Origin of the sequence: Leptospira sanjuanensis (genome assembly GCF_022267375.1) — a bacterium.
Lineage (GTDB): Bacteria > Spirochaetota > Leptospiria > Leptospirales > Leptospiraceae > Leptospira > Leptospira sanjuanensis.
On record NZ_JAIZBH010000001.1, the window covers coordinates 1552730 to 1574321 of the forward strand.

At 44.5% G+C, this 21592-nt stretch carries 22 protein-coding genes; 16 read left to right on the forward strand and 6 right to left on the reverse strand.

The annotated features are described in order from the left end of the window. Positions 1 to 137: 137 nt before the first annotated feature. From LFX17_RS06895 to LFX17_RS06905, 3 genes are all read left to right on the forward strand, one after another. Positions 138 to 1622 carry an ATP-binding response regulator gene (locus LFX17_RS06895; RefSeq protein WP_238729578.1) on the forward strand — a complete coding sequence of 495 codons (1485 nt, stop codon included), beginning with the start codon at positions 138 to 140 and terminating at the stop codon, positions 1620 to 1622. Positions 1623 to 1777: 155 nt separating this feature from the next. Then, the gene (locus tag LFX17_RS06900) at positions 1778 to 2833 is read left to right on the forward strand and encodes a class I fructose-bisphosphate aldolase (protein ID WP_135590632.1); all 1056 of its coding nucleotides are present in this window, start codon (positions 1778 to 1780) and stop codon (positions 2831 to 2833) included. 226 nt (positions 2834 to 3059) lie between these two features. Beyond that, positions 3060 to 4052, forward strand: coding sequence for a cysteine synthase A (locus tag LFX17_RS06905; protein WP_238729579.1), 993 nt, complete (start codon positions 3060 to 3062; stop codon positions 4050 to 4052). Positions 4053 to 4142: 90 nt separating this feature from the next. Here the strand turns inward: LFX17_RS06905 and LFX17_RS06910 are convergent, their stop codons facing one another. After that, positions 4143 to 5150 carry an LA_0442/LA_0875 N-terminal domain-containing protein gene (locus LFX17_RS06910; RefSeq protein WP_238745823.1) on the reverse strand — a complete coding sequence of 336 codons (1008 nt, stop codon included), beginning with the start codon at positions 5148 to 5150 and terminating at the stop codon, positions 4143 to 4145. A gap of 216 nt (positions 5151 to 5366) precedes the next feature. Between LFX17_RS06910 and LFX17_RS06915 the strand changes: the two genes are divergently transcribed. Next, entirely contained in the window at positions 5367 to 5645 is a 279-nt protein-coding gene (locus tag LFX17_RS06915) for an LIC_11321 family protein (protein WP_118957400.1), read from the forward strand. Positions 5646 to 5767: 122 nt separating this feature from the next. Here the strand turns inward: LFX17_RS06915 and LFX17_RS06920 are convergent, their stop codons facing one another. Next, the gene (locus tag LFX17_RS06920; RefSeq protein WP_238747705.1) at positions 5768 to 7033 is read right to left on the reverse strand and encodes a sensor histidine kinase; all 1266 of its coding nucleotides are present in this window, start codon (positions 7031 to 7033) and stop codon (positions 5768 to 5770) included. A gap of 313 nt (positions 7034 to 7346) precedes the next feature. Between LFX17_RS06920 and LFX17_RS06925 the strand changes: the two genes are divergently transcribed. The 4 genes from LFX17_RS06925 (at position 7347) to LFX17_RS06940 (ending at position 11445) form a co-directional block, all read left to right on the forward strand. Beyond that, entirely contained in the window at positions 7347 to 9368 is a 2022-nt protein-coding gene (locus LFX17_RS06925) for a plastocyanin/azurin family copper-binding protein (protein WP_238745829.1), read from the forward strand. A 40-nt stretch (positions 9369 to 9408) separates the two neighbouring features. Further along, positions 9409 to 9723: a PLDc N-terminal domain-containing protein gene (locus tag LFX17_RS06930; protein WP_238729582.1), complete on the forward strand. Its 315-nt coding sequence runs from the start codon at positions 9409 to 9411 to the stop codon at positions 9721 to 9723. A 31-nt stretch (positions 9724 to 9754) separates the two neighbouring features. Then, on the forward strand, positions 9755 to 10744 hold the full coding sequence (locus LFX17_RS06935; RefSeq protein WP_238731534.1) for a multicopper oxidase domain-containing protein: 990 nt from the start codon (positions 9755 to 9757) through the stop codon (positions 10742 to 10744). Between the two features lie 104 nt (positions 10745 to 10848). Next, positions 10849 to 11445, forward strand: a complete 597-nt coding sequence (locus LFX17_RS06940; RefSeq protein ID WP_238729583.1) for an SCO family protein — start codon at positions 10849 to 10851, stop codon at positions 11443 to 11445. Positions 11446 to 11810: 365 nt separating this feature from the next. On the opposite strand, the gene LFX17_RS06945 is transcribed toward LFX17_RS06940, so the two are convergent. From LFX17_RS06945 to LFX17_RS06955, 3 genes are all read right to left on the reverse strand, one after another. Continuing rightward, positions 11811 to 12173, reverse strand: coding sequence for a DMT family protein (locus tag LFX17_RS06945; protein ID WP_238729584.1), 363 nt, complete (start codon positions 12171 to 12173; stop codon positions 11811 to 11813). A gap of 339 nt (positions 12174 to 12512) precedes the next feature. After that, the gene (locus tag LFX17_RS06950) at positions 12513 to 12917 is read right to left on the reverse strand and encodes an Hsp20/alpha crystallin family protein (RefSeq protein ID WP_238729585.1); all 405 of its coding nucleotides are present in this window, start codon (positions 12915 to 12917) and stop codon (positions 12513 to 12515) included. A gap of 21 nt (positions 12918 to 12938) precedes the next feature. Beyond that, positions 12939 to 13352 carry an Hsp20/alpha crystallin family protein gene (locus tag LFX17_RS06955; protein WP_238731535.1) on the reverse strand — a complete coding sequence of 138 codons (414 nt, stop codon included), beginning with the start codon at positions 13350 to 13352 and terminating at the stop codon, positions 12939 to 12941. Between the two features lie 477 nt (positions 13353 to 13829). Here LFX17_RS06955 and LFX17_RS06960 point away from each other — a divergent pair, with 477 nt between their 5' ends. Further along, positions 13830 to 14612, forward strand: a complete 783-nt coding sequence (locus LFX17_RS06960; RefSeq protein WP_238745831.1) for a hypothetical protein — start codon at positions 13830 to 13832, stop codon at positions 14610 to 14612. Between the two features lie 63 nt (positions 14613 to 14675). Here LFX17_RS06960 and LFX17_RS06965 read toward each other — a convergent pair whose 3' ends face one another. Continuing rightward, positions 14676 to 15311, reverse strand: coding sequence for a hypothetical protein (locus LFX17_RS06965; RefSeq protein WP_238729587.1), 636 nt, complete (start codon positions 15309 to 15311; stop codon positions 14676 to 14678). A gap of 228 nt (positions 15312 to 15539) precedes the next feature. Here LFX17_RS06965 and LFX17_RS06970 point away from each other — a divergent pair, with 228 nt between their 5' ends. The 7 genes from LFX17_RS06970 (at position 15540) to LFX17_RS07000 (ending at position 21538) form a co-directional block, all read left to right on the forward strand. Beyond that, complete coding sequence (locus LFX17_RS06970) at positions 15540 to 15701, forward strand: hypothetical protein (protein WP_238745833.1); 162 nt, start codon at positions 15540 to 15542, stop codon at positions 15699 to 15701. Positions 15702 to 16078: 377 nt separating this feature from the next. Further along, on the forward strand, positions 16079 to 16402 hold the full coding sequence (locus LFX17_RS06975; protein WP_238729589.1) for a MarR family EPS-associated transcriptional regulator: 324 nt from the start codon (positions 16079 to 16081) through the stop codon (positions 16400 to 16402). Positions 16403 to 16513: 111 nt separating this feature from the next. Further along, the gene (locus LFX17_RS06980) at positions 16514 to 17449 is read left to right on the forward strand and encodes a GDP-L-fucose synthase family protein (RefSeq protein WP_238729590.1); all 936 of its coding nucleotides are present in this window, start codon (positions 16514 to 16516) and stop codon (positions 17447 to 17449) included. A 5-nt stretch (positions 17450 to 17454) separates the two neighbouring features. Further along, positions 17455 to 18273: an ABC transporter permease gene (locus LFX17_RS06985; RefSeq protein ID WP_238729591.1), complete on the forward strand. Its 819-nt coding sequence runs from the start codon at positions 17455 to 17457 to the stop codon at positions 18271 to 18273. A gap of 50 nt (positions 18274 to 18323) precedes the next feature. Then, positions 18324 to 19334 (forward strand): NAD-dependent 4,6-dehydratase LegB, encoded by a 1011-nt coding sequence (locus tag LFX17_RS06990; RefSeq protein ID WP_238729592.1) that lies wholly within the window; start codon positions 18324 to 18326, stop codon positions 19332 to 19334. Next, on the forward strand, positions 19335 to 20381 hold the full coding sequence (locus tag LFX17_RS06995) for a nucleotidyltransferase family protein (RefSeq protein ID WP_238729593.1): 1047 nt from the start codon (positions 19335 to 19337) through the stop codon (positions 20379 to 20381). Between the two features lie 23 nt (positions 20382 to 20404). Continuing rightward, positions 20405 to 21538, forward strand: a complete 1134-nt coding sequence (locus LFX17_RS07000; protein ID WP_238729594.1) for a radical SAM/SPASM domain-containing protein — start codon at positions 20405 to 20407, stop codon at positions 21536 to 21538. The last annotated feature ends 54 nt before the right edge of the window (positions 21539 to 21592 follow it).

Below are 21592 nucleotides of genomic sequence, written 5' to 3' on the forward strand. Positions count from 1 at the left end.
AATTTTTCCGTCGAAACGCTTAATATCTTTTGAATAAAAGCTTCGTTCCGGGTAGAATTCTTTCGTTGAAATTGAAAAAAGGTTTTCAATTCACGTATACTCCTACATTTTTTTCGCCATAGGTCGCGCAGCGCAGAATGAATCTCAACGATAAGAATTCCGGTCCTTCGATCCTCATCGTGGACGACGAATGGCTGATTGCGTTCAACCTTCAAGTTTCTCTTCAAAAGCTGGGCTATCTGATCGCGGGCACCGCAAGAACCGCGGACGAGGCTTTGGAACTCGCGGAACGAACGAAACCCGATTTGATTCTGATGGATATCCGGATCGAAGGCGAACTGGACGGGATTCAAGCCGCGGAACGAATCCAGAAACGAATGGACGTTCCGGTCATTTTTATGACCGCGTTTGCGGACGAAGAAACGTTCAACCGAGCGGTCGACAAGGCCTCCCTATTCGGGTATATCTCCAAACCCTTCCAGCCCCAGGCTCTCAAAAACTCCATCGAAATCGCGCTCAAACAACAGCAAAGGTTCGGAAAGGCAAGGGAAGAAGGAAAAGAATTCCGGGACGTAATCCAAAACATCGGAGAAGGGGCGATCTCTCTCGACCGGGAAGGAAAAATCTTATTTATGAATCGGACCGCGGAGGCTCTGACCGGCTGGTCTCTTGCGGATGTGCAGGGCGAAAGCGGCGATAAGGTCTTGAGTCTTTCGACCGACGACGGAGAAAATCTCCGCACAAAAATCGGAGGAATCAAACCCGATCACGTAAAATACATTCCTTCTCTTTTAACGCGGAAGAACGGAAGTCGGATTCAAGTCGCGTTTCGAGTTTCACCGGTTCGGGACGAGGAAGGAGACATTGCGGGTTCCATCATTACTCTTTCGGAACTTTCCTCTCTTTCCGTTTCCGAGAAAGAGATTTCCGAAATGGAAAAAGTCATTCAATCCGAACGGAGACTCGATTCGATCCAGAAACTCGCGGCGGGCCTCGCGCACGAAATCAACAATCCTCTGATGGGAATCATCAACTACGGACATATCATCCGAAATCACAAAGGCGGGGACGCGGACACGAAGAATTACGCGAGGCTCGTCATCGAACAAGGGGAAAGAATCGCGGCGATCATCCGCAATCTCTTGTTATTCTCCCGAAAAGACCCGGAACAACCGGTGCAAACGAACGTAAAACAACTCGTGGGTTCCGTGGAAGGAATGATCTCCGAGATGCTCAAGTCTCAAGAGATCCAATTGGAAAAACAAATACCGGAGGACTTGGAAGTTTTGCTCCGACCGAATCAGATCCGAGAAGTCCTTTACAACATTCTGTATTACTATTCCGAAAATCAAAAAAAGGCTCTGATCCATCTCAAAGCCGCCGTGGACAACGGAGACGGCGAACCTTCCACGTTAAAGGTTTTGGTTTCGGGAAAACTCGGCGTGGATCTCAACTTCAGCGAAGAAAGCCGCTTTGAACCGTTCGAAAACTTTCGTTCCAACGACGCTCGGATCGGAATGGGACTTTCGGTTTGTTACGGGATTCTTCAGGCGAACCGAGGACAACTTCTTCTCAAAAAATCCGATGCCGGTTGGGATTTTATCATTCAAGTTCCGGTTTAAGGAAGAATTTCGATTCTCCCCCGAAACGAAATCGCACGGAGCGGGGACTCAATTTAACCGTTGGCGTTCGCATTTTGCGACTGAAAATCGATGGAAAAACCAAGTGCAGTGAAAAAACCTGTATTCAACATTCAAATCGAGCAAGGAACTTAGGAATGATTGATAAAATCAAAGCCGCACTGGGTGCAGAAGCGGACTCACTTTTAAACCATACTTGTAAAACGATTCCCAAGGAATCATTGAGCCTCCCCGGCGCCAACTATGTTGACGATATTCTTTCCAAAAGCGATCGAAACAACTCCGTTCTCAGAAACTATCAGGCGATCCTGAACACGGGAAGACTTGCCGGTACCGGTTATACTTCCATTCTTCCCGTGGATCAAGGAATCGAACACAGTGCGGGAGCTTCCTTCGCGAAAAACCCTGCGTATTTCGATCCTGCGAACATCGTAAAACTCGCGATCGAAGGCGGTTGCAACGCGGTCGCTTCCACACTCGGGGTTTTGGGACTCGTTTCCAGACAATACGCGCACAAGATTCCTTTTATCGTAAAGATCAACCACAACGAACTTCTTTCTTATCCGAACAAGTTCGACCAGATCCTTTTTGCAAACGTGGAACAAGCGTTCGATATGGGAGCGGTTGCGGTCGGAGCGACCATCTATTTCGGTTCGGAAGAATCCTCCCGTCAGATTCAGGAAATTTCGGAAGCGTTCCACAGAGCGCACGAACTCGGACTTGTAACGATCCTTTGGGCTTACTTAAGAAACGACGGATTCAAACCCGACAAAATCGACTATCACCTTGCGACAGACCTTACCGGACAAGCGAACCACTTAGGCGCTACGATCCAAGCGGACATCGTAAAACAAAAACTTCCCGAAGTTTTTGCGGGCGGGTTTAAGGATTTGAAATTCGGTAAAAAAGACGATAGAATGTACACCACTCTTTCCGCCGATAACCCGATCGACATGGCTCGTTATCAAGTGGCGAACTGCTACATGGGCAAAGTGGGTCTGATCAACTCCGGAGGAGCTTCCGGTGAGAACGACCTCGGCGACGCGGTAAAAGCTGCGGTCGTAAACAAAAGAGCGGGCGGTATGGGACTGATTTCCGGAAGAAAGGCGTTCCAAAAACCGATGAAGGACGGAGTCGCTCTTTTGAACGCGATTCAGGACGTTTATCTCTCCAAGGACGTGACGATCGCCTAATCGCCTCGTCAAAAACGTGTTCGATTTTACGTTAAAGCGAAATTAGAACATTCAAATAGAAGAATATTCTTTCGGACCGGCTCCGATCGTTTCGAAAGAAAAGAACGAATACTCCGCGCCTGCCGCGGAGTATTTTGTTTCATACGAATCACGTGAAACGTTTTTTGTGAAAGCGTTTTTGGATCGATCGAAAGATTAGGGCATTCTACGAAAAAAAGAAGGCGCTATGAACGTTAAGCAAGATTTTTCGAGCGCAGTGGGAAATACACCGCTCATTCTACTCAAAAGTTTCAGCGAAGAAACCGGTTGTAAGATCTACGGAAAAGCTGAGTTCTTAAATCCCGGCGGTTCCGTCAAGGATCGGGCCGCTCTGTATATCGTCGAAGACGCGGAACGAAAGGGGATTTTAAAACCCGGTGGAACCGTCGTGGAAGGAACCGCGGGAAACACCGGAATCGGACTCGCGCATATCTGCAATTCCAAGGGATATAAAACCCTCATCATCATCCCCGATACGCAGTCCCAGGAAAAGATCGATCTGCTGCGAACTCTCGGTGCGGAAGTAAGAACCGTTCCGGCCGTTCCATACAAGGATCCGAACAACTACGTCAAGGTTTCGGGTAGACTTGCGGAAGAAATGGAAAACGCGATCTGGGCCAATCAGTTCGACAACCTCGCCAACCGCGAAGCGCATTACAAAACCACCGGTCCCGAAATCTGGGAACAGACCGAAGGAAAGATCGATGCGTGGATCACCTCGCTCGGAACCGGAGGAACCTACGCCGGAGTTTCCCTCTTTTTAAAAGAAAAGAATTCCAAAATCAAAACGATCGTAGCCGATCCGTACGGTTCGGGAATTTATAATTTCGTAAAGAAGGGAGAGGTTCTTGCGGAAGGCAGTTCGTTTACCGAGGGAATCGGAAACGGAAGAATCACCGAGAACATGAAAGGCGCTCCGATGGACGACGCGATCCGCGTGACAGACGAAGAATGTCTCGGGGTCGTTTATCAATTACTGCACAAGGACGGATTGTTTCTCGGCGGTTCCACGGGAATCAACGTGGGCGCCGCCGTGAAACTCGCCAAAGAACTCGGACCGGGAAAAACGATCGTAACGGTGTTATGCGATTCCGGTGCGAGATACCAGTCCAGAATCTTCAACGAAGAATGGCTGGCCTCGAAAGGATTTTCCGTTCCCGAATCGGCAAAACGATTCTAAATTCGGAAGTCGATTTCAAAAATGAAAACCGATCCGGTCCGATTGTGCGAACGACCGGTTTTGAGTTTAAATAGATTCAGTTTTTCTAAATTAGAAAAACACGGAATACAACAGTTGGCCGCCGACATCGAGGCTTTTGGAACCTCCGGCGATTTCCTTGTAAACCATAGGATTGCCGCGGACCCCGAAACCTTCGGTGACGGGGTCTCCCGTAGGGCTTTGAATCACGTTGTTTTGCGCCCAAGTTTTTCCCGTAAAATACGCGTGCGTCAATTGAATCAGATACACTCCGACCGCGACCCCGATCGCCGCATGTTTCGCGTTTTTGTATTGCGATTCGTCCGATCGAATTCCGTTCAGGGAATTTACGTTTTTGAAGAGAGTGATCTGATTGTATTGATCCATAAAACCGGTCGGTAAACCGGAAGTAGGGATCAAGTTGGTCGTAAGCTGAGTTTCGAGAATCTTTTCGATCTTTTTGTTATACGCACTGGCTCTGTCTTTTTCCGCCGCGTCGAGACCGATGTAAGAAATCAAAGAAACGAAGAATAACGTGGAGTATGTGGAACTCCAGCCTTCCTGTCTCATAAAACTGTGACCCCAACCCGGAAGGATCGCGGATTTCCAAACGGGTTCCCAGGGATTTCGTTTCGCGGAAATATAACGTTCCCAGTCGCCGTCCCGTTCTTCCAGATATTTTTCCATCATAGCGAGACGTTTTTGAACGATCTTATAGCTGTTCTCCTTGATCATCTGTTCCAAGTAGAAAGTGTCGAGTTGTTCTTCCTTATCGCTTTTCTTTCCTTCCTTATTCAGTTTCTTTTTTTCCGTTTCGATGATCTTTGCGATTTCCTGTTCGTCCTTGATCTCTTTGAAAATGATCTTGAGAATTTTAGTTTTTGCTAATTTTTCCCGTTTCCCATCCTTGATGATCGTGACGGTTTCGGGATCCTGATCGATCACGGTCGCGTACGTCCGTTCGCCCGTTTTCAAAAGAATCGTTTCCGCAAACAACAAGCTCGGAAGAAAGAATAGAACGAATCCGATCCGAAACGGAACGAAAAGAGGTCTGAAAAAAAACTGATGTAAAAACTTCATAAGAATACGATTTCCTGTGGATCAAGAATAATGATTCAGTATTAGTAAAGAAATTATAAATGCAATTTAATTTAATCCGTTCTTCGATTTTATTTGATTAAAAAAGTAGGATGGAAAAAGGATAGATGGAAAGGAAACAAAACGTTTCGTCTTATAGACAATAAAAAAGAAAACGCCTTTTTATCAGATACGCGGAACGTAAAGGGTCGTATTGTTATGAAGAGAAGATTCGAACAAAAAATAGGGATCGTGTTGATCGGGATTTTATTTCTTTGCGGAACTTTGATTTCCAAAGAATCGGATAAAAAAGAATCCGAACGAGGTTTGGAAACTTCTTCCAAGCCCGCCGCGCAAGGCTGTTGTCGTATTAAAATGGCCGGGGGCGGTTACGATTACTTTATGAGCACCGAAGAAGAATGCGCCGGTCACAAACAGTTTCATTCGTTTATGAAGGAACGAACCCTTTGTTTTGAATCCTTTCCGGATCGGGATTGAAAGAATCCTCCGTTTGACGGATCTTTTTGAGTCCGGCGCGAATGCGAGCGAGCGCATAACGTGGAAATAAAAGAGCGCATAACGCGGCCGTTTTACAAAGGGCGATCCTTTTCGGCGTCCTATTAAGGAAAAAAGCGGATTCTCACACGGAATCCGTTTTCTTTTTCGACTTCCATTTCACCCCGAAGTTGCATACAAAGAGCTTCGATCAAATTCATTCCTAAAGAACTTCCTTCCTGAGGGTCCTTGTCCGCAGAATCCTTGCCGACTCCGTTATCCGCCACTTCCAACGTCAGATAGCCCGAAGCCGATTTCTGAAAGAGAATGGTGATCAATCCTTTTCGTTTATCGGGAAAAGCGTGTTTGAAAGAATTGGAAAGCAGTTCGTTTACGATCAAGCCGCAGGGAACCGCCTTGTCCATAGGAAGAAAGATTTCTTCGATATTACAGTCGGATTGAATTCTCCCGTCGCTTGGACCGTAAGAAACGAAAAGATGGCTCACCAATGAATTCAGATAATCTTTTGCGTGAATGACTTTATATGTGCTTTTGTGGAACAGATAATCCTGAACCATCGCCATGGATTGAATTCGATTCATCGCCGAAGCGATCGTTTTTTTTGCAGATTCTGATTTTGTCTTTTCCTGTTCCAAGGTCATCATCGCGAGAATGAGTTGGATATTGTTCTTAACCCGGTGTTGGATTTCCCGAAAGAGAGTTTCCTTGTCGTTTAACGATTCCGTAAGCTGCGATTCCGTTTCGGTCCGGATCGAGATTTCGTTCTGCAGTCTTTTGTTCGTTTTTCTCTGGAGAAGGATGAGTTGTTTTTGTTTGCGGATTCCTTCCGCGAGTCCCCGTAAAATCGCGATGATGGAAAAGGTGAGAATTCCGCATAAGAAGGTGAAATTTGCGCCGACTACGAGGATTTGAAACGGGGTTTCGTTTCCGATCCAAATTCTATAATGGGCAAGAAGCGCTCCGGAAAATACGCAGACCGACGCGAGCGCCCAACCCCACAACGCGATGGTAGGACTTAAAAAGATTCCGCAAAAAACCGGAATCAAAAAGAACCAAAGAATTCCCGCTCCTCCGAGTCCGATCTTGGTATAAAGAAGACAACCGAGGATAAAGATTAAACCCAAAAGAAAGTAGGACTTCGGTTTATACAATTTGCTCGGAAGAAGCAAAAGAAACCATATTAGAAGAAGCGCAAGCGTATCGACGATGACGACTTCTCCGAGCCCCTGCACCCAAGCCAGATAAACGCTCGGAACGTAGATCAAAAATCCGAAACAGGACGAAAGAAGCAATAGAACGTGGATGATGTTTTTTTTCCAAGCATTCGGATGGGTGGAATTCGGGGAAGGAAGCTTGAATAATTCTTTGATAGGGGGAAGAAGGCTCATAGTCGTCCGATTGTATAACAGAGTAGGCCCGTTTCTTTCTTAGAAAGATAACAGATGTTCGAACTCGATTCCGGAAAAATCTCTCTCATAGAATTTTTGTCTTGAGTTTTTTTTAAATATGTGAGCAAATGCTCATTATTCTGAACCAGAGAGATTCGAAGCCATTTATAGATCGAGAAGGTCATTTTTTCCCTTGCAACCGTTCTCGATTGATAACAAATGAGCATCCTATTTCCAACAAACCTCAGATTCAGTATACAATAAAATTCCGGAAAACCCGGGGGTTCAATCAAAAATGAAAAAACCAGGTTTCGAAATCAAAAAACTTCCCCATCTTATGGCTTTGTTAATGGCCGGAGTCGCGTTGGGAATTCTCGTTTCCGCTTGCTCCGGGGAAAAGAAGGAGGAGATCGAGGGTTTCGCTCACGTATTGATGATCGATAACTCCTTTTCTCCTCCGATGCAGAAAATTCCTGTCGGTGGAATCGTCGAGTTCGTCAACTCGGGAAACAATCCGCATAACGCAATTGCCGTCGATAAGAGTTGGTCCACCGAAAAGACCTTCGGAAACATCGTGATGCCTCGGGGTTCCAAAACGAAAGTCACTTTTCCGAAAGAAGGCGTATTCCCGTATTTTTGTTCTTTTCATGCGACCCCCGACGGCAAAAGCGGTATGGTCGGAGACGTCGTCGTCGGAGACGTTCCTTACAACCCTGCGGCCAAAGCGGGCAAGTCTTGGAAGAACGTTGCGCAATTTTCAGGAACCACCCGCAAGGTTCCTTCTCAGTATCCTACGATTCAGAACGCGGTGGACGCCGCAAGTCCGGGAGATTTGATTCTGGTCAGCGAAGGCGTTTATTACGAAGAAGTCACCGTTACGACTCCTTCGATTACGATTCGAGGAGTGGATCGGAATAAGGTCATTATCGACGGTCAGTTTCAAAGAGGAAACGGGATCATGGTCGTTGCGGCGGACGGAGTCGCGATCGAAAACATGACGGCAAGAAACGCTTCCTTAAACGGTTTTTATTGGACCGGCGTGAAAGGATATCGAGGTTCTTACCTGACCGCTCACAATAACGGCGACTACGGTATTTACGCGTTCGACTCGATGAACGGAGTCATCGAACACGCCTATGCTTCCGGTTCACCGGACTCGGGCGTTTATATCGGTCAGTGTTATCCTTGTAAGGCGATTCTTTACGACGTGGTTTCGGAACACAATGCGCTCGGTTATTCCGGAACCAACTCCGGCGGAGAACTCTATCTCATCAGTTCGGTATGGAAGAATAATATCGTGGGTCTCGCTCCGAACACTCTTGATCGGGAGCTTCTTCCTCCCGAAAGAGAAACGACCATCATCGGAAATCTGGTTTACAACAACAATAACCCGAAAGCTCCGATCGCGGCTTTGGAATATCCTTCCTTTGGAAACGGAATCCTGATCGCGGGCGGCCTTTCAAATATCATTCGTAAGAACGTAGTTGTCGATCACGAAAACAACGGGATCGTAATTCTTCCCAACTTGGACGAAAAGTTTTGGATTTCGCATAACAACGTGGTGCAAGATAACATCGTCTACAACTCGGGTAGAGCGGATATCGCTCTCGTAGGTCCGATGAGCACGGGAAACTGTTTTTCGGGAAATCAATACAGAACGGAACTTCCCGCCTTCCTTGAAAAATGGAACGGTTGCGGTTCGTTCTTGAGACTTCCGATGGGCGGAGATCTTTCGATGATGCTCGGAGCGCTCGGCTTGATGGTGCAGGCTTCCGGCGGAAAATTTCCTTCCGGTAACTACAAAGAACAACCGATTCCGGGTCCTCAAGTCAATATGCCGAACGGAGCTTCCGCACCCGTAAAACCGGCGTTGACCGCGTTTGAAGACTTCAACTTGGATTTGAATAAGATCTCCCTTCCGAAAGAAGCGGAAGAAGTGTTGAAAACGGTTCCGAGAAAACCCGCGCCGACCACCGGGGCAATCACTCTCGTAAAACCGGTCAGTCTCTTTCCGTTCTTCTATCACTGGTTGGGATTTCTGCTTCCGTTCGCGATTTATATCTGCTGGACTTCCATGTCTCTGTTCGATCTGAAAGACAGAACGGACTTGGATCGGAACAAAAAAATGTCCTGGATTGCGGCGATCACTTTCGTTCCGATTTTAAGCGCGGCGATTTATCTTCTCGGCAGCGGAAGCAAATATCCGACTTGGTTCAAGCGAACCTTGGTTTGGGGAGGAATCGCGGCATTCTTCCTTTTGGCGGCTTACACCGGACTTTCTTTGATGAACGGCGTGGGAACCAAAACAATCAGTTAAAAAGTTTAGAATATTCAGAAATTATCATAGGAGAAAAAACATGGAACAAACTGTCATCGGCGGCCCCGGATTCTTCGCTTTACTTTTCAACTTTTACGGATATTACTTTCCGTTTATCCTCTACACTCTTCTTGCGCCTTTGGCGCTTCTGGATCTCGTAAAAAGAGAGGACGTGGACGCGAAATCCGGTTCGATCTGGACCGGTGCGATTCTTCTGGTTCCGATCGTAGGAGCCGGAGCGTATTTGGTTGCGGGAGGATCCAAGGTTCCCGCTTGGTTGAAAAATTCCCTCGTTTACGGGGGAGTGGGGTTTTTGGCGCTGATCATTCTCATCACATCGGTAGCCAAATTCTAAAAAAGTGAACCGCAAACAGTTTCTCAAATGGATGGGAATCGGCGGGGCCGGTTTGGCCGCTGGCGCCGGACTCAGCTCGATCGGAGACGAGGACGGAAACGGAGGACTTCTTTGTAAGGTCCGTCCCGGAATCGTGGGTGTGAATAAGGAATCTACGATCCCGGGTAATCCGGGCAATAACTCGTATGGGAGCATGGTACATCCTCCCTTTCATACCGATCCCGCTTTTTTAAATCGGATGGAACTGAAGAATCACGAAGTTTCTTCCGGTCCGATTTTGAAACAACATTTGAGCATCGTAGAAATGCCTTTGACGGTCGCGCACAACACGGTCGTCAAGGCCTGGACTTTCAACGGAATCGTTCCGGGGCCGGTAGTTCGGGCTAAGCTCGGACAAAAAATGGAGATCACGCTTCGAAACGATTCCGAACATCCTCATTCGATTCATTTTCACGGAAGTCATGATCCGAACGAAGACGGTTGGGAACCGATCGTTACCGGCGGCGAAAAAATATATAAACTAACTGCGGGTCCGATCGGATTTCATCCGTATCATTGTCACGTTCCTCCGCTTGCGAGTCACATGGCAAAGGGTTTGTACGGAGGTTTGATCGTGGATCCTCCGGGCGGGCGTCCTCCCGCGCACGAATTTATGCTGATTCTTTCCGGTTGGGATCTTGCGGACAAGGGGAGAAACGATATCTTCTCTTGGAACGGAATGTCCGGTTTTTACGATCGATATCCGATCAAAGTTCCGGTGGGTCAAAAGGTGCGGTTGTATATCGCGAACATGTGCGAATACGAACCCGTCGCTTCGTTTCACCTGCACGCGCAAACGTTCGACGTATTTCGGACCGGTACGAGACTGGTCCCGGACGATCATACGGACGTCGTTACGCTCGGACAAACCGAACGGGTCATCGTGGAATTTACCCTTCCAAAACGGGGGAGATATATGTTTCATCCGCATCAGACGAAGATGGCCGAGAACGGCGCCATGGGTTGGATCGTCGCGGTCTAATACGATGACGTCTAACGTGTGTACGGCCGTTTAGAGAAAGATTTCGAAAGTGCGAATTCTATTTTTAAGTCTTCCCGTTCCCGGAATCGTTTAGGAGAAATTTTTTGAAGGAAAGAATTCTTTTTATCGGAGTTTTAATTTTCGGAATCGGACTGGGTTTTTTCGGTTGGAAACTTTGGAAGTCGAAAACCGCAGCGAACCAAGAACCCGTTTTAGTGGAAGAATGGTCTACGTCCGTTTTAAAGAATACCGCGAATTCCGAAGTTCCTCTGCGCGAAATTCCCGGTAAATTGAAACTCGTGTATTTCGGTTTTTCGCATTGTCCGGACATGTGTCCACGTGCGATTCTGGATATGTCCGCCGCGGTCAAAGAACTCGGGGAAGAAGGGAAGAATCTCACGCCCGTCTTTATCAGCGTTGACCCGGAAAGGGATTCCCCCGAACTACTTGCAAAATACGTAAAACAGTTTCCCGGTGAAAGATTGGTCGCATTAACCGGAGAAAAGTCCAAGCTCGACGTTTTGCAGAACGCGTTCGGTGCGATTTCGAAAAAAGTGAGCAATCCGCAAGTTACGGGCGGCTACACGGTCGATCACACCGTCTTTTTGTACGTTCTTGACGATCAGAGCAGAATTCTCGCGACGTTTCCGGGAGGAACCGACGGAAAAACTCTCGCCAAAGACATTAAGAAATTCTTATAGACAAGGGCGGAGACCGGATTCTTCAAAGCCGTCGGTTTGCGGAAGAGAGCGCGGACGGAGACGCGCACATCTCGTCGATCCGCTTGTTCGACTTTCGATCTGCTCCTTTTTACAAGCGTTTTTCAATCTTCCGATGGTTTGTCGGTAGAATTGGTCGGTGTCCTTAAGGATCGTTTCGTCGTTCAATCGGTGTGGGAACTCCTTCGAAAAGAAACAAAAGTAAATCGATGAGACTGCGTGCAGGAATGTGGGAACTCCTTCGTTTCCAAGAAGAATTCTCGGTTTACGGTTTTGTCGTTTGCATTTTTGGGCCGATTTTCCAACTTCGTTGGAAGCCTTCGATGAATGGCTCCGCGCATCTCCGGCTATCTCGCTTCCTGCGGGTCGCTCGATATATCGTAAAACGCGAACCCAACCGCCGCTAAAATCAAGAGAAAACTCACCGCGTGATTCCACTTGATTCTTTCCTTTAAGATCAGAGAAGCGAACACGATGAAAACGCTGATCGTAATGATTTCCTGCAGAATCTTCAATTGAAACGCGTTGTAACCTTCTTCGGCGTAGCCGATTCGATTGGCGGGAACCATGAGCATGTATTCGAAAAGGGCGATTCCCCAGCTTAAGACGATCGTCAGGGGTAGACTCCAACCGTGAAAGAATTTCAAATGCCCGTACCAGGCAAAGGTCATAAATACGTTCGAGCAAAGAAGAAGGAGAAAGGTTTTCATGATATGTGCTTCCTAACGCGCTTTTTTGAAATTCCGGGTAGAAAGTTGTGCGTTACGGACAACTTTCCAAGCCTTTTCTTTTTTTCAATCCGGGAAATACGTTTCGAAAGGGAAGCGTCGCCTCGGCGACGTATCTCGATCGAACGATCTAAGTGAATGAAAGTTTGGCTGATTCTTTCCAAAAACCAAATTGTGCTATGTAAATTCAGATCTTCTTGTCGGAAGATTGCAAAAAAAGACCCCGGAGAATTCCGAGGTTGAATATAGGGTTTTAGACTTCAGGTAGTATAACGAAACGCCGGAGGGCCGTTTCAGGCCCAGCGTCGGCTCAATGTGAAATTATTCGGAACGAACCTCGATCTTTTTGGTATGAGGTTTTCTTCTCGGAAGAGTCAGGTTCAACACACCGTTTTTATATACGGCGGAGATCTGGTCTTCTTCCACGGACTCGGTCACCGTAAATGATCTTCTGTATTCGCCCGTGCGGAACTCGGAATATCTCAGTTCACCGGGAACGTTTCTTTCGGACGTTCTTCCGGAAATCGTAAGCTGATCCTTTTCAAGCTGCACTTGAACGTCCTTTTCTTCCACTCCGGGAAGATCGGCGATCAGATAGATGTTCGTTTCGTCGGAGTAAACATCCACTCTCGGAGTAAGGATTCTCACTCGTTCTTTTTTTGTTTCCTGAGAAGTTTGATTCTCCTCAGCCGTATGATTTTCTTTGTGCAGAACTGCGTTTGTCATAGTCGGTTCTCCTTTGTTTACTTACTTGGTCTGGATTTGAATCTTACGCGGTTTTACGCTTTCCCGAATCGGAAGGCTAAGAATCAAAACTCCGTTTTTAAATTCGGCGGTTGCTTTTTCCGAATCCACTTCGGCCGGAAGTTCCAATGCTCTTCGGAATTTTCCATGAAACCGTTCCACTCGGTTTGTGTTCGCAGACGAATGGGAATTTACCGGAGCTTCTCCGCTGAGATCCAATCTGTTTCCGCTGACGGTGATCTGTAGACTTTCCGGATCGATGCCGGGAATCAGGGCGGTAATGGTAACTTCGTCCGGTCCTTTATGAATGTTTAAGGCCGGATAGGCGCTTCCACCTCCCGCGGGAAACTGATCCCAAAAGCCGGAAAACTGATTTTGCAGTTTGTGAAGGTCTTCAAAGATTCTAAATTCATTCATCATTCTTCTTTCCTCTTTAGCAATCTGAGTATTAGAGTGCCAAACGATTAAAAAAGTTCCAGCATTTTTTTGAAAAATTAGCACTCTTTTTTTGCGAGTGCCAGGGTGGATTTAGGAACGAAATTGCGGAGAATTCGGTCGATCATCGGGGTTTCTTAGAGGGGTTTTGTCGAAGTCTGTGTGTTTCTCTATTTGAGAATTGTAGGATCTCATACACACCGAAGCTGTATTTCCTAAGAACGAGGGAACTTCTGAGATTCGAATTCGTTTGAATTGCGAAAAATGTGGGAACTCCTGCAAGCGATGCTTGGATCTCCGAAAAATGTGGGAACTCCTGCAAATCGAATTGTTGCTTGAGGAATCGGTTTCCCAAGGATTTTCGCACGTGCGGCACAACATTTAGGCGACCGTCGCCTAAACGCAAAATCGCGGCTAAATCCTTGAACCGAGAATACTCCACCTCAGGAACCGGAACCGATGAAAAAAACGAATCCAACTTATCACGATCTCAAGCCAAAACGAATGGATTGGGTTTTGACGGCGATTTCGCTCGCGTTCGTTGCAATGGGAATTTTCGTTCTTCCTAAGAATTTAAACGTTGGGATCGTCACGATCGCGTTCTTCGGAGTTTGTGCGGGAACCTTTCTGACGACGATACTTCGAAAATTAAAAGAAAGCAAGTTTCAAAGTATTTCCGTCGATGCGATCGGAGGAGTCGATATCAAGCCGTCCCGCTTGCGTGCTTGGTTGATGGCTTTATTGTTGATGTTGCTCGGAACGATCCTCGCTGTTTTCGGAGACAATTACCCTTTTTTAATGAGAATTCTTGCATATATCATTGCCGGCTTCGGAGTTTTATTGGCAATTACGATAACAATTGGAAAAGTTCCGGTAGGTTTTCTTCGATTCGATTCCGACGGCTTTCGAATCGGAAGGAGCAAATGGTCGGTCGTTCTTCCTTGGGACGAAATCGCCGACGTACGCGCGGGTGAATTCAATAACAACGCCGCGGTCTTTCTTTTGCTGCGCTCCTTCGATCGAATCAGAACGGAGCCGGAAGAATTCTATGATAAAGCGATCCAAGAAATCCTCACCAATGAAGGATGGATCGGATCTCATTTTATGATCTTAACCTCGAATTACGGAATGTCCTCGCCGTTGCTTGTGGAAGCGATCGAACGCTACAAGAATCAGCCTGGGGCTCGGCAAGAATTGAATCGACTGCGGATTGAAACGGACTTTGGATCGGCATCACCTTGAAGCCGCGTGTTTGTCGAAGGGCGACTTCAAGGTGTCTTGAACGAAAGGAAGAATCGAAACGAATTATCTCTTTTTCGATTTTTTCTTGGCGGTTTTCTTTTTAGCCACCTTCTTCTTTGCGGTCTTCTTGGGAGCTTTTTTCTTCGCTACTTTCTTTTTGGCCGCTTTCTTAGCCGTCTTTTTCTTTTTAGGAGCGGACTTCTTCTTTGCCGCTTTCTTTTTTGCGACCTTTTTCTTGGCGGCCTTCTTCTTCGCTGCTTTTTTTACCGCGGCTTTCTTCGCGGCAACTCGTTCCACAACGGCCTTGTCGCCTTCGTTGGAACGGAAGAATGTCTTTTCGAAATCGCGATTCTTAAAAGAAACCAAAGCGCGGCCGATCAGTTCGTCGATATCGGAAGTTTCCATTCCTTCGTTCGCTGATTCGATGTAGTCGTAGGAAAGATGCGCGAGTCCGCAACGAAGATAACTTGTCAGCTTATCTTGAGAAGCTCCTTGGCGAGCGAGTCCGTGCAGCCAATCTCTGAGAATCTTTTCTCCGAGTTCGAAGTTGGCTTCGGGTTGTGCGGACTTTCCGGTTTTACGAAACTCTTCGTTGAGCCTTTGGTGAACGAGGGAATAATCATCTTCGAAAGCTCGATCGAGGATGCCGTCTTCGATGAGCCTTGCGTCCAATTTTTGGACAATAGAGGAATCGGCCATAGTGTTAGAATCTCCTGAAATTACGGGGCAGAAATTGGATATAGTTTGTTCGAAGAATCCTTTCTGCAAGAAAAAACTGAATCGATGTTTAAAATGATCTCCTAACTTAAGAATCCATTCTTCGGTGATTCGATCTTCGAATGATTCAGAGGTTTCTTATATAGAAAGGAACGAAAGCGGAACACTTTGTAAGATTTACGAGCATCGTTTCGATGCAAAGAATTGAATATGAGAATCGGACTTGGATGGGGAGCGTTCGGATTTGCGGAGTTCGTCTTTAAAGGGTTTCTTTGTAATGGAGTCGTTCCGGTTCGATCGATCGATCGATCGATCGGATTCGAAATTCATTCCATAAAGTCGGGAAAGGGAGTTTCGATTTCAACTTTCTAGGAAAACAATTCTCGCTGAGTCGGATCCCCTTGTGAATCGATCGTTTTTTTCGTGTTTTGCGGTTCCTTTTTTTATCCGTTTCCTTGGTCATGCGAACGAGGGAAAGTATTGTGTTCTTTACGATTTTGTTTTTAGTCAGAACGTTTCCTCGCTTCTTCCTTCCTAAAAGATAACCCGAGAAAGTTTCTTGGAATTTGGGAATTTTCCCAAGTCGCTGTCTGTTCAAGGGTTGAACAAATTTTCTTGACAGGCCGTGTTTGCAGCCTTTTTATGAGTTAAGATTTTCCAATTTTGGGACTGACCCGGCGAAGCTATGCCTGGAAACACGGTCTCAACCGCATTTTCCCCGTATTTTTCCCACTTTTGAGTGTTTCGTTATGGATGACGCGTTAAGACACAAACTTCTGAGAATCTTGGAAGAAAATCCTGAAGTCAATCAGAGGGAAATCTCCGAGATTTTGGGGATCAGCTTAGGGAAAGTGAACTATTGTCTCAAAGCTTTGATGGATAAGGGTTGGGTCAAGGCGAAGAACTTTAAGAACAGCAAGAACAAACTCGCATACGCCTATTTTTTAACTCCGATGGGAATCGAAGAAAAGGCACGTATCACGGTTCGTTATCTGAAAGTTAAAATGCAGGAATACGAACAGATCCGGAAAGAGATCGAAGAGTTGAAGAAGGAAGTAGGGGAAGAATTATAAGTTTTTATTAAAAAGCTATTAATATGATTCTTTAGGTTATTAATACGGATTAAAAATATCAGAGATCTAACTTACTAGATTGGAATCTCAGCAATTATAGGAGCATAACGTATGGAGCAGGATTCAAAAGTATATATAGCAGGGTATTTTGGTATGGTGGGTTCTGCGATTGGCAGAGCTTTAAAGAACCGAGGTTTTAAAAATATTCTTGGTCACAGTTCCGAAGAGCTCAATTTATTGCGTCAATCCGATGTGGAAAATTTTTTCAAAAATGAAAGACCAGATTACGTTTTTGTTGCTGCCGCAAAAGTAGGCGGGATCTATGCGAATAATACTTATTCGGCCGATTTCATTTACAATAATCTACAAATTCAGAATAATCTCATTCATTCTGCTTATGTATATCGCGCAAAAAAATTACTATTTTTAGGATCGTCTTGTATTTATCCCAAATTCGCCGAACAACCAATACAAGAAAATTCTTTACTTACCGCACCACTTGAACCTACGAATGAAGCTTACGCGATCGCGAAAATTGCCGGCGTAAAGATGTGCGAGTTTTATAATAAACAGTATAATACACAGTTCATCTCTGCTATGCCGACCAATTTATATGGAATCGGGGACAATTATAATGCGATGAATGCTCACGTACTTCCAGCTCTTATTAGACGATTTCATGAAGCGAAAATGGCGAAATTGCCCGAGGTAGTTATGTGGGGAACCGGAGAACCGCGAAGGGAGTTTTTATTTGTAGATGATCTTGCGAACGCATGTATTTTTCTTATGGATAATTATTTATCGGATGAAGTAATTAATGTCGGAAGCGGTCAAGAGGTCTCCATTGCGGAATTGTCAAAAATCGTAAAGGAGGTAGTCGGGTATCAAGGTGAGATTATACAGGATTTGACGAAACCTGATGGAACTCCGAGAAAATTATTGGACTCTTCAAAGTTAAAGAATCTTGGATGGCAGGCGAGTACTTCCTTAAAAGAAGGTATTAAAATTGCTTATCAGGATTTTTTAAATGGGACTGTAAGGATGTGATTTGGATGCAAAATCAAGGCACAAACATTTTGACTCTTTTTCGTTCTGTAGTCAGGCATTGGGAATTAATATTACAATTAACTAAAAGAAACGTTATTGGAAAATATAGAGGTTCAATCCTAGGATTATTTTGGTCTTTTTTTAATCCCTTGATTATGCTCGGAGTTTACACGTTCGCATTTGGGGTTGTTTTTCAGGCTAAATGGGGAATCGAAAATGAAACCAAATTGGATTTCGCCCTGGTTCTTTTTGCTAGTTTGATTGTGTTCAATCTTTTTGGAGAAATCGTGAAAGAATCGCCAAGCCTGATCGTTTCAAATGCGAGCTATGTAAAGAAAGTAATATTTCCTCTTGAGATTCTACCGATTGTCAGTCTTCTAAGTTCGATATTTCATGCCTTTATAAGTTTTGGCGTTTTGTTTATCTTTTACGGTCTTTATCACTTTTATATTCATTGGACTTTTGTCTTTCTTCCTATCGTGTTGTTTCCTTTAATCTTGATGTCATTGGCAGTTTCTTATTTCCTTGCATCTATCGGGGTCTTTATTAGAGATCTGGGCTATATAATCGGGCACATTATTACGGTAATTTTATTTGTTAGTCCCGTCTTTTATAGCATAGAAAGAATTCCTCCTCTTTTTCAAAAATTTATGATTTTTAATCCTCTCGCATATTTGCTGGAGGATGCAAGAAGCGTATTCTTATTTGGTCAATTTCCAAATTGGCAAAACACTATAATTGCTTCGATTTTCGGTTTCGTTTTACTTTGTACGGGGTTTTGGTTTTTCCAAAAAACGAGAAAGACCTTTGCGGATTTCGTTTGAAAGTTAAAAGAAAGTAGGTAGAATTTTTACTCATTAAACTTAACAATCCTATGTCTAAAAAATATTCAAAAATACTTATAACGGGTGCTGACGGTTTTATCGGCTCGCATCTGACAGAAGCGTTGGTCCGTGAGGGGCATTCGGTTAAGGCTTTCGTATATTATAATTCTTTTAATTCTTGGGGTTGGTTAGATGACTCTCCGAAGGAAATTCAAAAGGAGCTGGAGGTTTTTTCAGGCGATATCCGAGACCCGAACGGTGTGCGGAATGCAGTGAAAAATTGCGATGCAGTTTTGCATCTCGCAGCTTTGATTGCAATTCCTTATTCGTACCATTCTCCAGATACTTATATCGATACGAATATCAAAGGAACTTTAAATGTTTTACAGGCGGCAAAAGATTTTTCAGTTCAAAAAGTTATTCATACTTCGACAAGCGAAGTGTATGGAACCGCTAAGTTCGTACCAATTTCGGAAGAGCACCCCCTGCAAGGGCAATCTCCGTATTCAGCTTCGAAGATTGGTGCAGATCAGATTGCTTTTTCGTTTTATTCTTCTTTTGGAACTCCAGTAAGCATTATTAGACCTTTCAACACGTACGGACCACGGCAATCCGCGCGTGCGGTAATTCCAACGATTATCACTCAGATCCTCTCTGGAAAACGAAAGATTCAGATGGGATCGATTCATCCTACACGGGATTTTAATTTTGTCCGTGATACCGTTGCCGGATTTTTATCCATTTTAAATTCGGATAAAGTCGTCGGAGAGACAATCAACATAGGAAGTAACTTTGAAATTTCGATTGAGGAAACCGTTTCCTTGATTGCCAAATTGATGGGACAGGATATTGAGATTTCGACGGATGAAGTCCGTAAAAGACCCGATAAAAGCGAGGTTGAAAGGTTGTGGGCTGACAATTCTAAAGCGCATAAGTTAACAAATTGGTCTCCCAAGTTTTCGGGAATTCAAGGTTTATCTAAAGGATTGATGGAAACCATAGAATGGTTTTCTAATCCGAATAATCTGAGAAAATATAAATCGGATATTTATAATATTTGAATGAGCTTAAATGACATTTTTATCACTCCAGATACACCTCTCCGTAGAGCGATAGAAGTTCTCAATGAGCAGCATAAAAGGATCGTTCTGATTACCGATTCTTTTAGTAAATTACTAGGGGTTCTTACTGATTCGGATATTCGCAGGATTATTATCGGATCGGGAAGTCTTGATGTACCCGTGTCGACCGTTATGATTACTAAACCACTGACGGTTACGTCTGATATTCCGGATAATACCATTCTTCATTTAATGAAACAAAAGCAAATCCATCAAATTCCTGTGTTAGATGATACAGGCAGGGTATTGGATCTTAAGCTAATTGATGATCTTTTGTTTTCGGGAATTCAGGCAGAAGCATTTATTTTTGCGGGGGGATTGGGTACTCGTCTATACCCGATCACTCAGGAAATACCTAAGCCTTTGGTGAAAGTCGGTGGTAAAGAGATTTTATTTACGATTATGGACGGACTAATCGATACGGGTTTTCAACGTATAACTCTTGCGCTTAACCATAAAGCTGATATGATCAGAAATGCAATCGCTTCAAATAAGCACTATGACGGGATCGTACGATTTGTGCAGGAAGAGAATTCGTTAGGTACAGCGGGAGCTCTGTCGCTCCTCGATAGTTCCGAATTAAAACTTCCGTTGTTAGCTATGAATGGGGACATTTTAAGTCGTGTAAATTACGCTTCTTTGCTGAATTTTCATGAAGCGGAGAAAAACATTGTGACGATGACAGTTAGAACGGAAAATATACAGATCCCCTTTGGTGTTGTTGAATTAGAAGGTAATCGAATTACGGGAATTTCCGAAAAACCTGAATACAAATATTTTATTAATGCTGGAATCTATATTCTTTCCCCGGAAGCCGTTCGTATGGTTCCACCCAATACAAAGATTGATATGCCGCAGTTGATTACGCACTTGATCAATCAAAATGTTCAAGTAGGAAGTTTTCCTATTCACGAATATTGGATCGATATCGGTAGACATTCAGAATTAAAGAAAGCCGATCAAGATTATGGTAATTATTTTTCATAAATCTTATCCATAAGGAAAAATGCATGAAACCCTTTGAACAGAGGAATAAGATTGTCCATGAGATTCAGGATGAAAAGAAAATTATTTCATATATTCCGATCAATAAAGGTCAGTTTACTTTAGAAACCGTCGAACGAGAGACGATGTTTGAAAAAAATCGAGCTTCCGATGATCCGGAAGGATATAAAGAATATAGACGTCAATGGTTTGAAAATCCGAAACAGCATAAACAAAATGATTATCCTCTTCACGTTGATATAGAGCTAGCTTCGATTTGCAACTTGAAATGTCCGATGTGTTACACGGTTACAAAAGAGTTCAAGGAGAAGGTAAACACGAAATTGATGAGTTGGGAATTGTATACCAAAATCATCGATGAAATAGGTCCCGCGGGAGTTTATTCGATTCGTTTGAGTTTGCGTGGGGAGTCTTTTCTACATAAACGAATCATTGATTGCGTGAAATATGCAAAAGATAAAGGAATCAAGGAAATTTCCACTCTTACGAATGGGGTAAAACTTGATGAGGCTATGTTCGCAAAGATTATGGAGGCCGGGATTGATTGGATTACAATTTCCTTTGATGGGATAGGGGAAACTTATGAAAGAATCCGTAAACCCGCAAAATTCGATCGTGCAGTTGAGAAAATAAAGAATTATCAACAAATAAAAAAAGAAGCAGGTAGAGTGAAGCCCGTCATCAAAGTTCAAAGCGTTTTGCCGGCAATTCGAGATCGTTTTGAGGAATACTATGATATTTTTTCACCTATTACCGATATGGTAAGTTCTAATCCTTTGATCGATTACCTTCAAAACGATGGCAAAGACCTAATTGAATATGTACCCAATTTTAGTTGTTCTCAATTGTACCAACGATTAGTTATCGGCGCCGATGGCCTTGCCATGATGTGTTCAAACGACGAGGAGAATGATTACGTTGTCGGAGATGCTAACAAAGAATCTATTCATGAAATATGGCACGGTGAAAAATTGAATATCGCAAGAGATTTGCATAGGAAACATTTAGGGGTAGAAGCCTACGGTATCTGCAGGAAGTGCTATCTGCCAAGGCAAACTGAGCCCGAAGAATTAAATCTTCACGGTCGCAAGGTCTTAGCTGAAAATTATACAAATCGTAAACAGCTCATCGGTGAGTAATTCGTTTGCTCCAAAGAAAAATAGGGCTTCTATTGTCTATAGATTCGATTGCTG

Excerpts from the sequence above, each read along its gene's own strand:
- LFX17_RS06990 (WP_238729592.1), top strand. The coding sequence starts at position 18,324 with ATGTCTAAAAAATATTCAAAAATACTTATAACGGGTGCTGACGGTTTT.
- LFX17_RS06975 (WP_238729589.1), top strand. The coding sequence starts at position 16,079 with ATGGATGACGCGTTAAGACACAAACTTCTGAGAATCTTGGAAGAAAAT.
- LFX17_RS06970 (WP_238745833.1), top strand. The coding sequence starts at position 15,540 with ATGAGAATCGGACTTGGATGGGGAGCGTTCGGATTTGCGGAGTTCGTC.
- LFX17_RS06955 (WP_238731535.1), bottom strand. The coding sequence starts at position 13,352 with ATGAATGAATTTAGAATCTTTGAAGACCTTCACAAACTGCAAAATCAG.
- LFX17_RS06905 (WP_238729579.1), top strand. The coding sequence starts at position 3,060 with ATGAACGTTAAGCAAGATTTTTCGAGCGCAGTGGGAAATACACCGCTC.
- LFX17_RS06930 (WP_238729582.1), top strand. The coding sequence starts at position 9,409 with ATGGAACAAACTGTCATCGGCGGCCCCGGATTCTTCGCTTTACTTTTC.
- LFX17_RS06900 (WP_135590632.1), top strand. The coding sequence starts at position 1,778 with ATGATTGATAAAATCAAAGCCGCACTGGGTGCAGAAGCGGACTCACTT.
- LFX17_RS06895 (WP_238729578.1), top strand. The coding sequence starts at position 138 with ATGAATCTCAACGATAAGAATTCCGGTCCTTCGATCCTCATCGTGGAC.
- LFX17_RS06980 (WP_238729590.1), top strand. The coding sequence starts at position 16,514 with ATGGAGCAGGATTCAAAAGTATATATAGCAGGGTATTTTGGTATGGTG.
- LFX17_RS06925 (WP_238745829.1), top strand. The coding sequence starts at position 7,347 with ATGAAAAAACCAGGTTTCGAAATCAAAAAACTTCCCCATCTTATGGCT.
- LFX17_RS06960 (WP_238745831.1), top strand. The coding sequence starts at position 13,830 with ATGAAAAAAACGAATCCAACTTATCACGATCTCAAGCCAAAACGAATG.
- LFX17_RS06965 (WP_238729587.1), bottom strand. The coding sequence starts at position 15,311 with ATGGCCGATTCCTCTATTGTCCAAAAATTGGACGCAAGGCTCATCGAA.
- LFX17_RS06935 (WP_238731534.1), top strand. The coding sequence starts at position 9,755 with ATGGGAATCGGCGGGGCCGGTTTGGCCGCTGGCGCCGGACTCAGCTCG.
- LFX17_RS06945 (WP_238729584.1), bottom strand. The coding sequence starts at position 12,173 with ATGAAAACCTTTCTCCTTCTTCTTTGCTCGAACGTATTTATGACCTTT.
- LFX17_RS06950 (WP_238729585.1), bottom strand. The coding sequence starts at position 12,917 with ATGACAAACGCAGTTCTGCACAAAGAAAATCATACGGCTGAGGAGAAT.
- LFX17_RS07000 (WP_238729594.1), top strand. The coding sequence starts at position 20,405 with ATGAAACCCTTTGAACAGAGGAATAAGATTGTCCATGAGATTCAGGAT.
- LFX17_RS06985 (WP_238729591.1), top strand. The coding sequence starts at position 17,455 with ATGCAAAATCAAGGCACAAACATTTTGACTCTTTTTCGTTCTGTAGTC.
- LFX17_RS06995 (WP_238729593.1), top strand. The coding sequence starts at position 19,335 with ATGAGCTTAAATGACATTTTTATCACTCCAGATACACCTCTCCGTAGA.
- LFX17_RS06910 (WP_238745823.1), bottom strand. The coding sequence starts at position 5,150 with ATGAAGTTTTTACATCAGTTTTTTTTCAGACCTCTTTTCGTTCCGTTT.
- LFX17_RS06915 (WP_118957400.1), top strand. The coding sequence starts at position 5,367 with ATGAAGAGAAGATTCGAACAAAAAATAGGGATCGTGTTGATCGGGATT.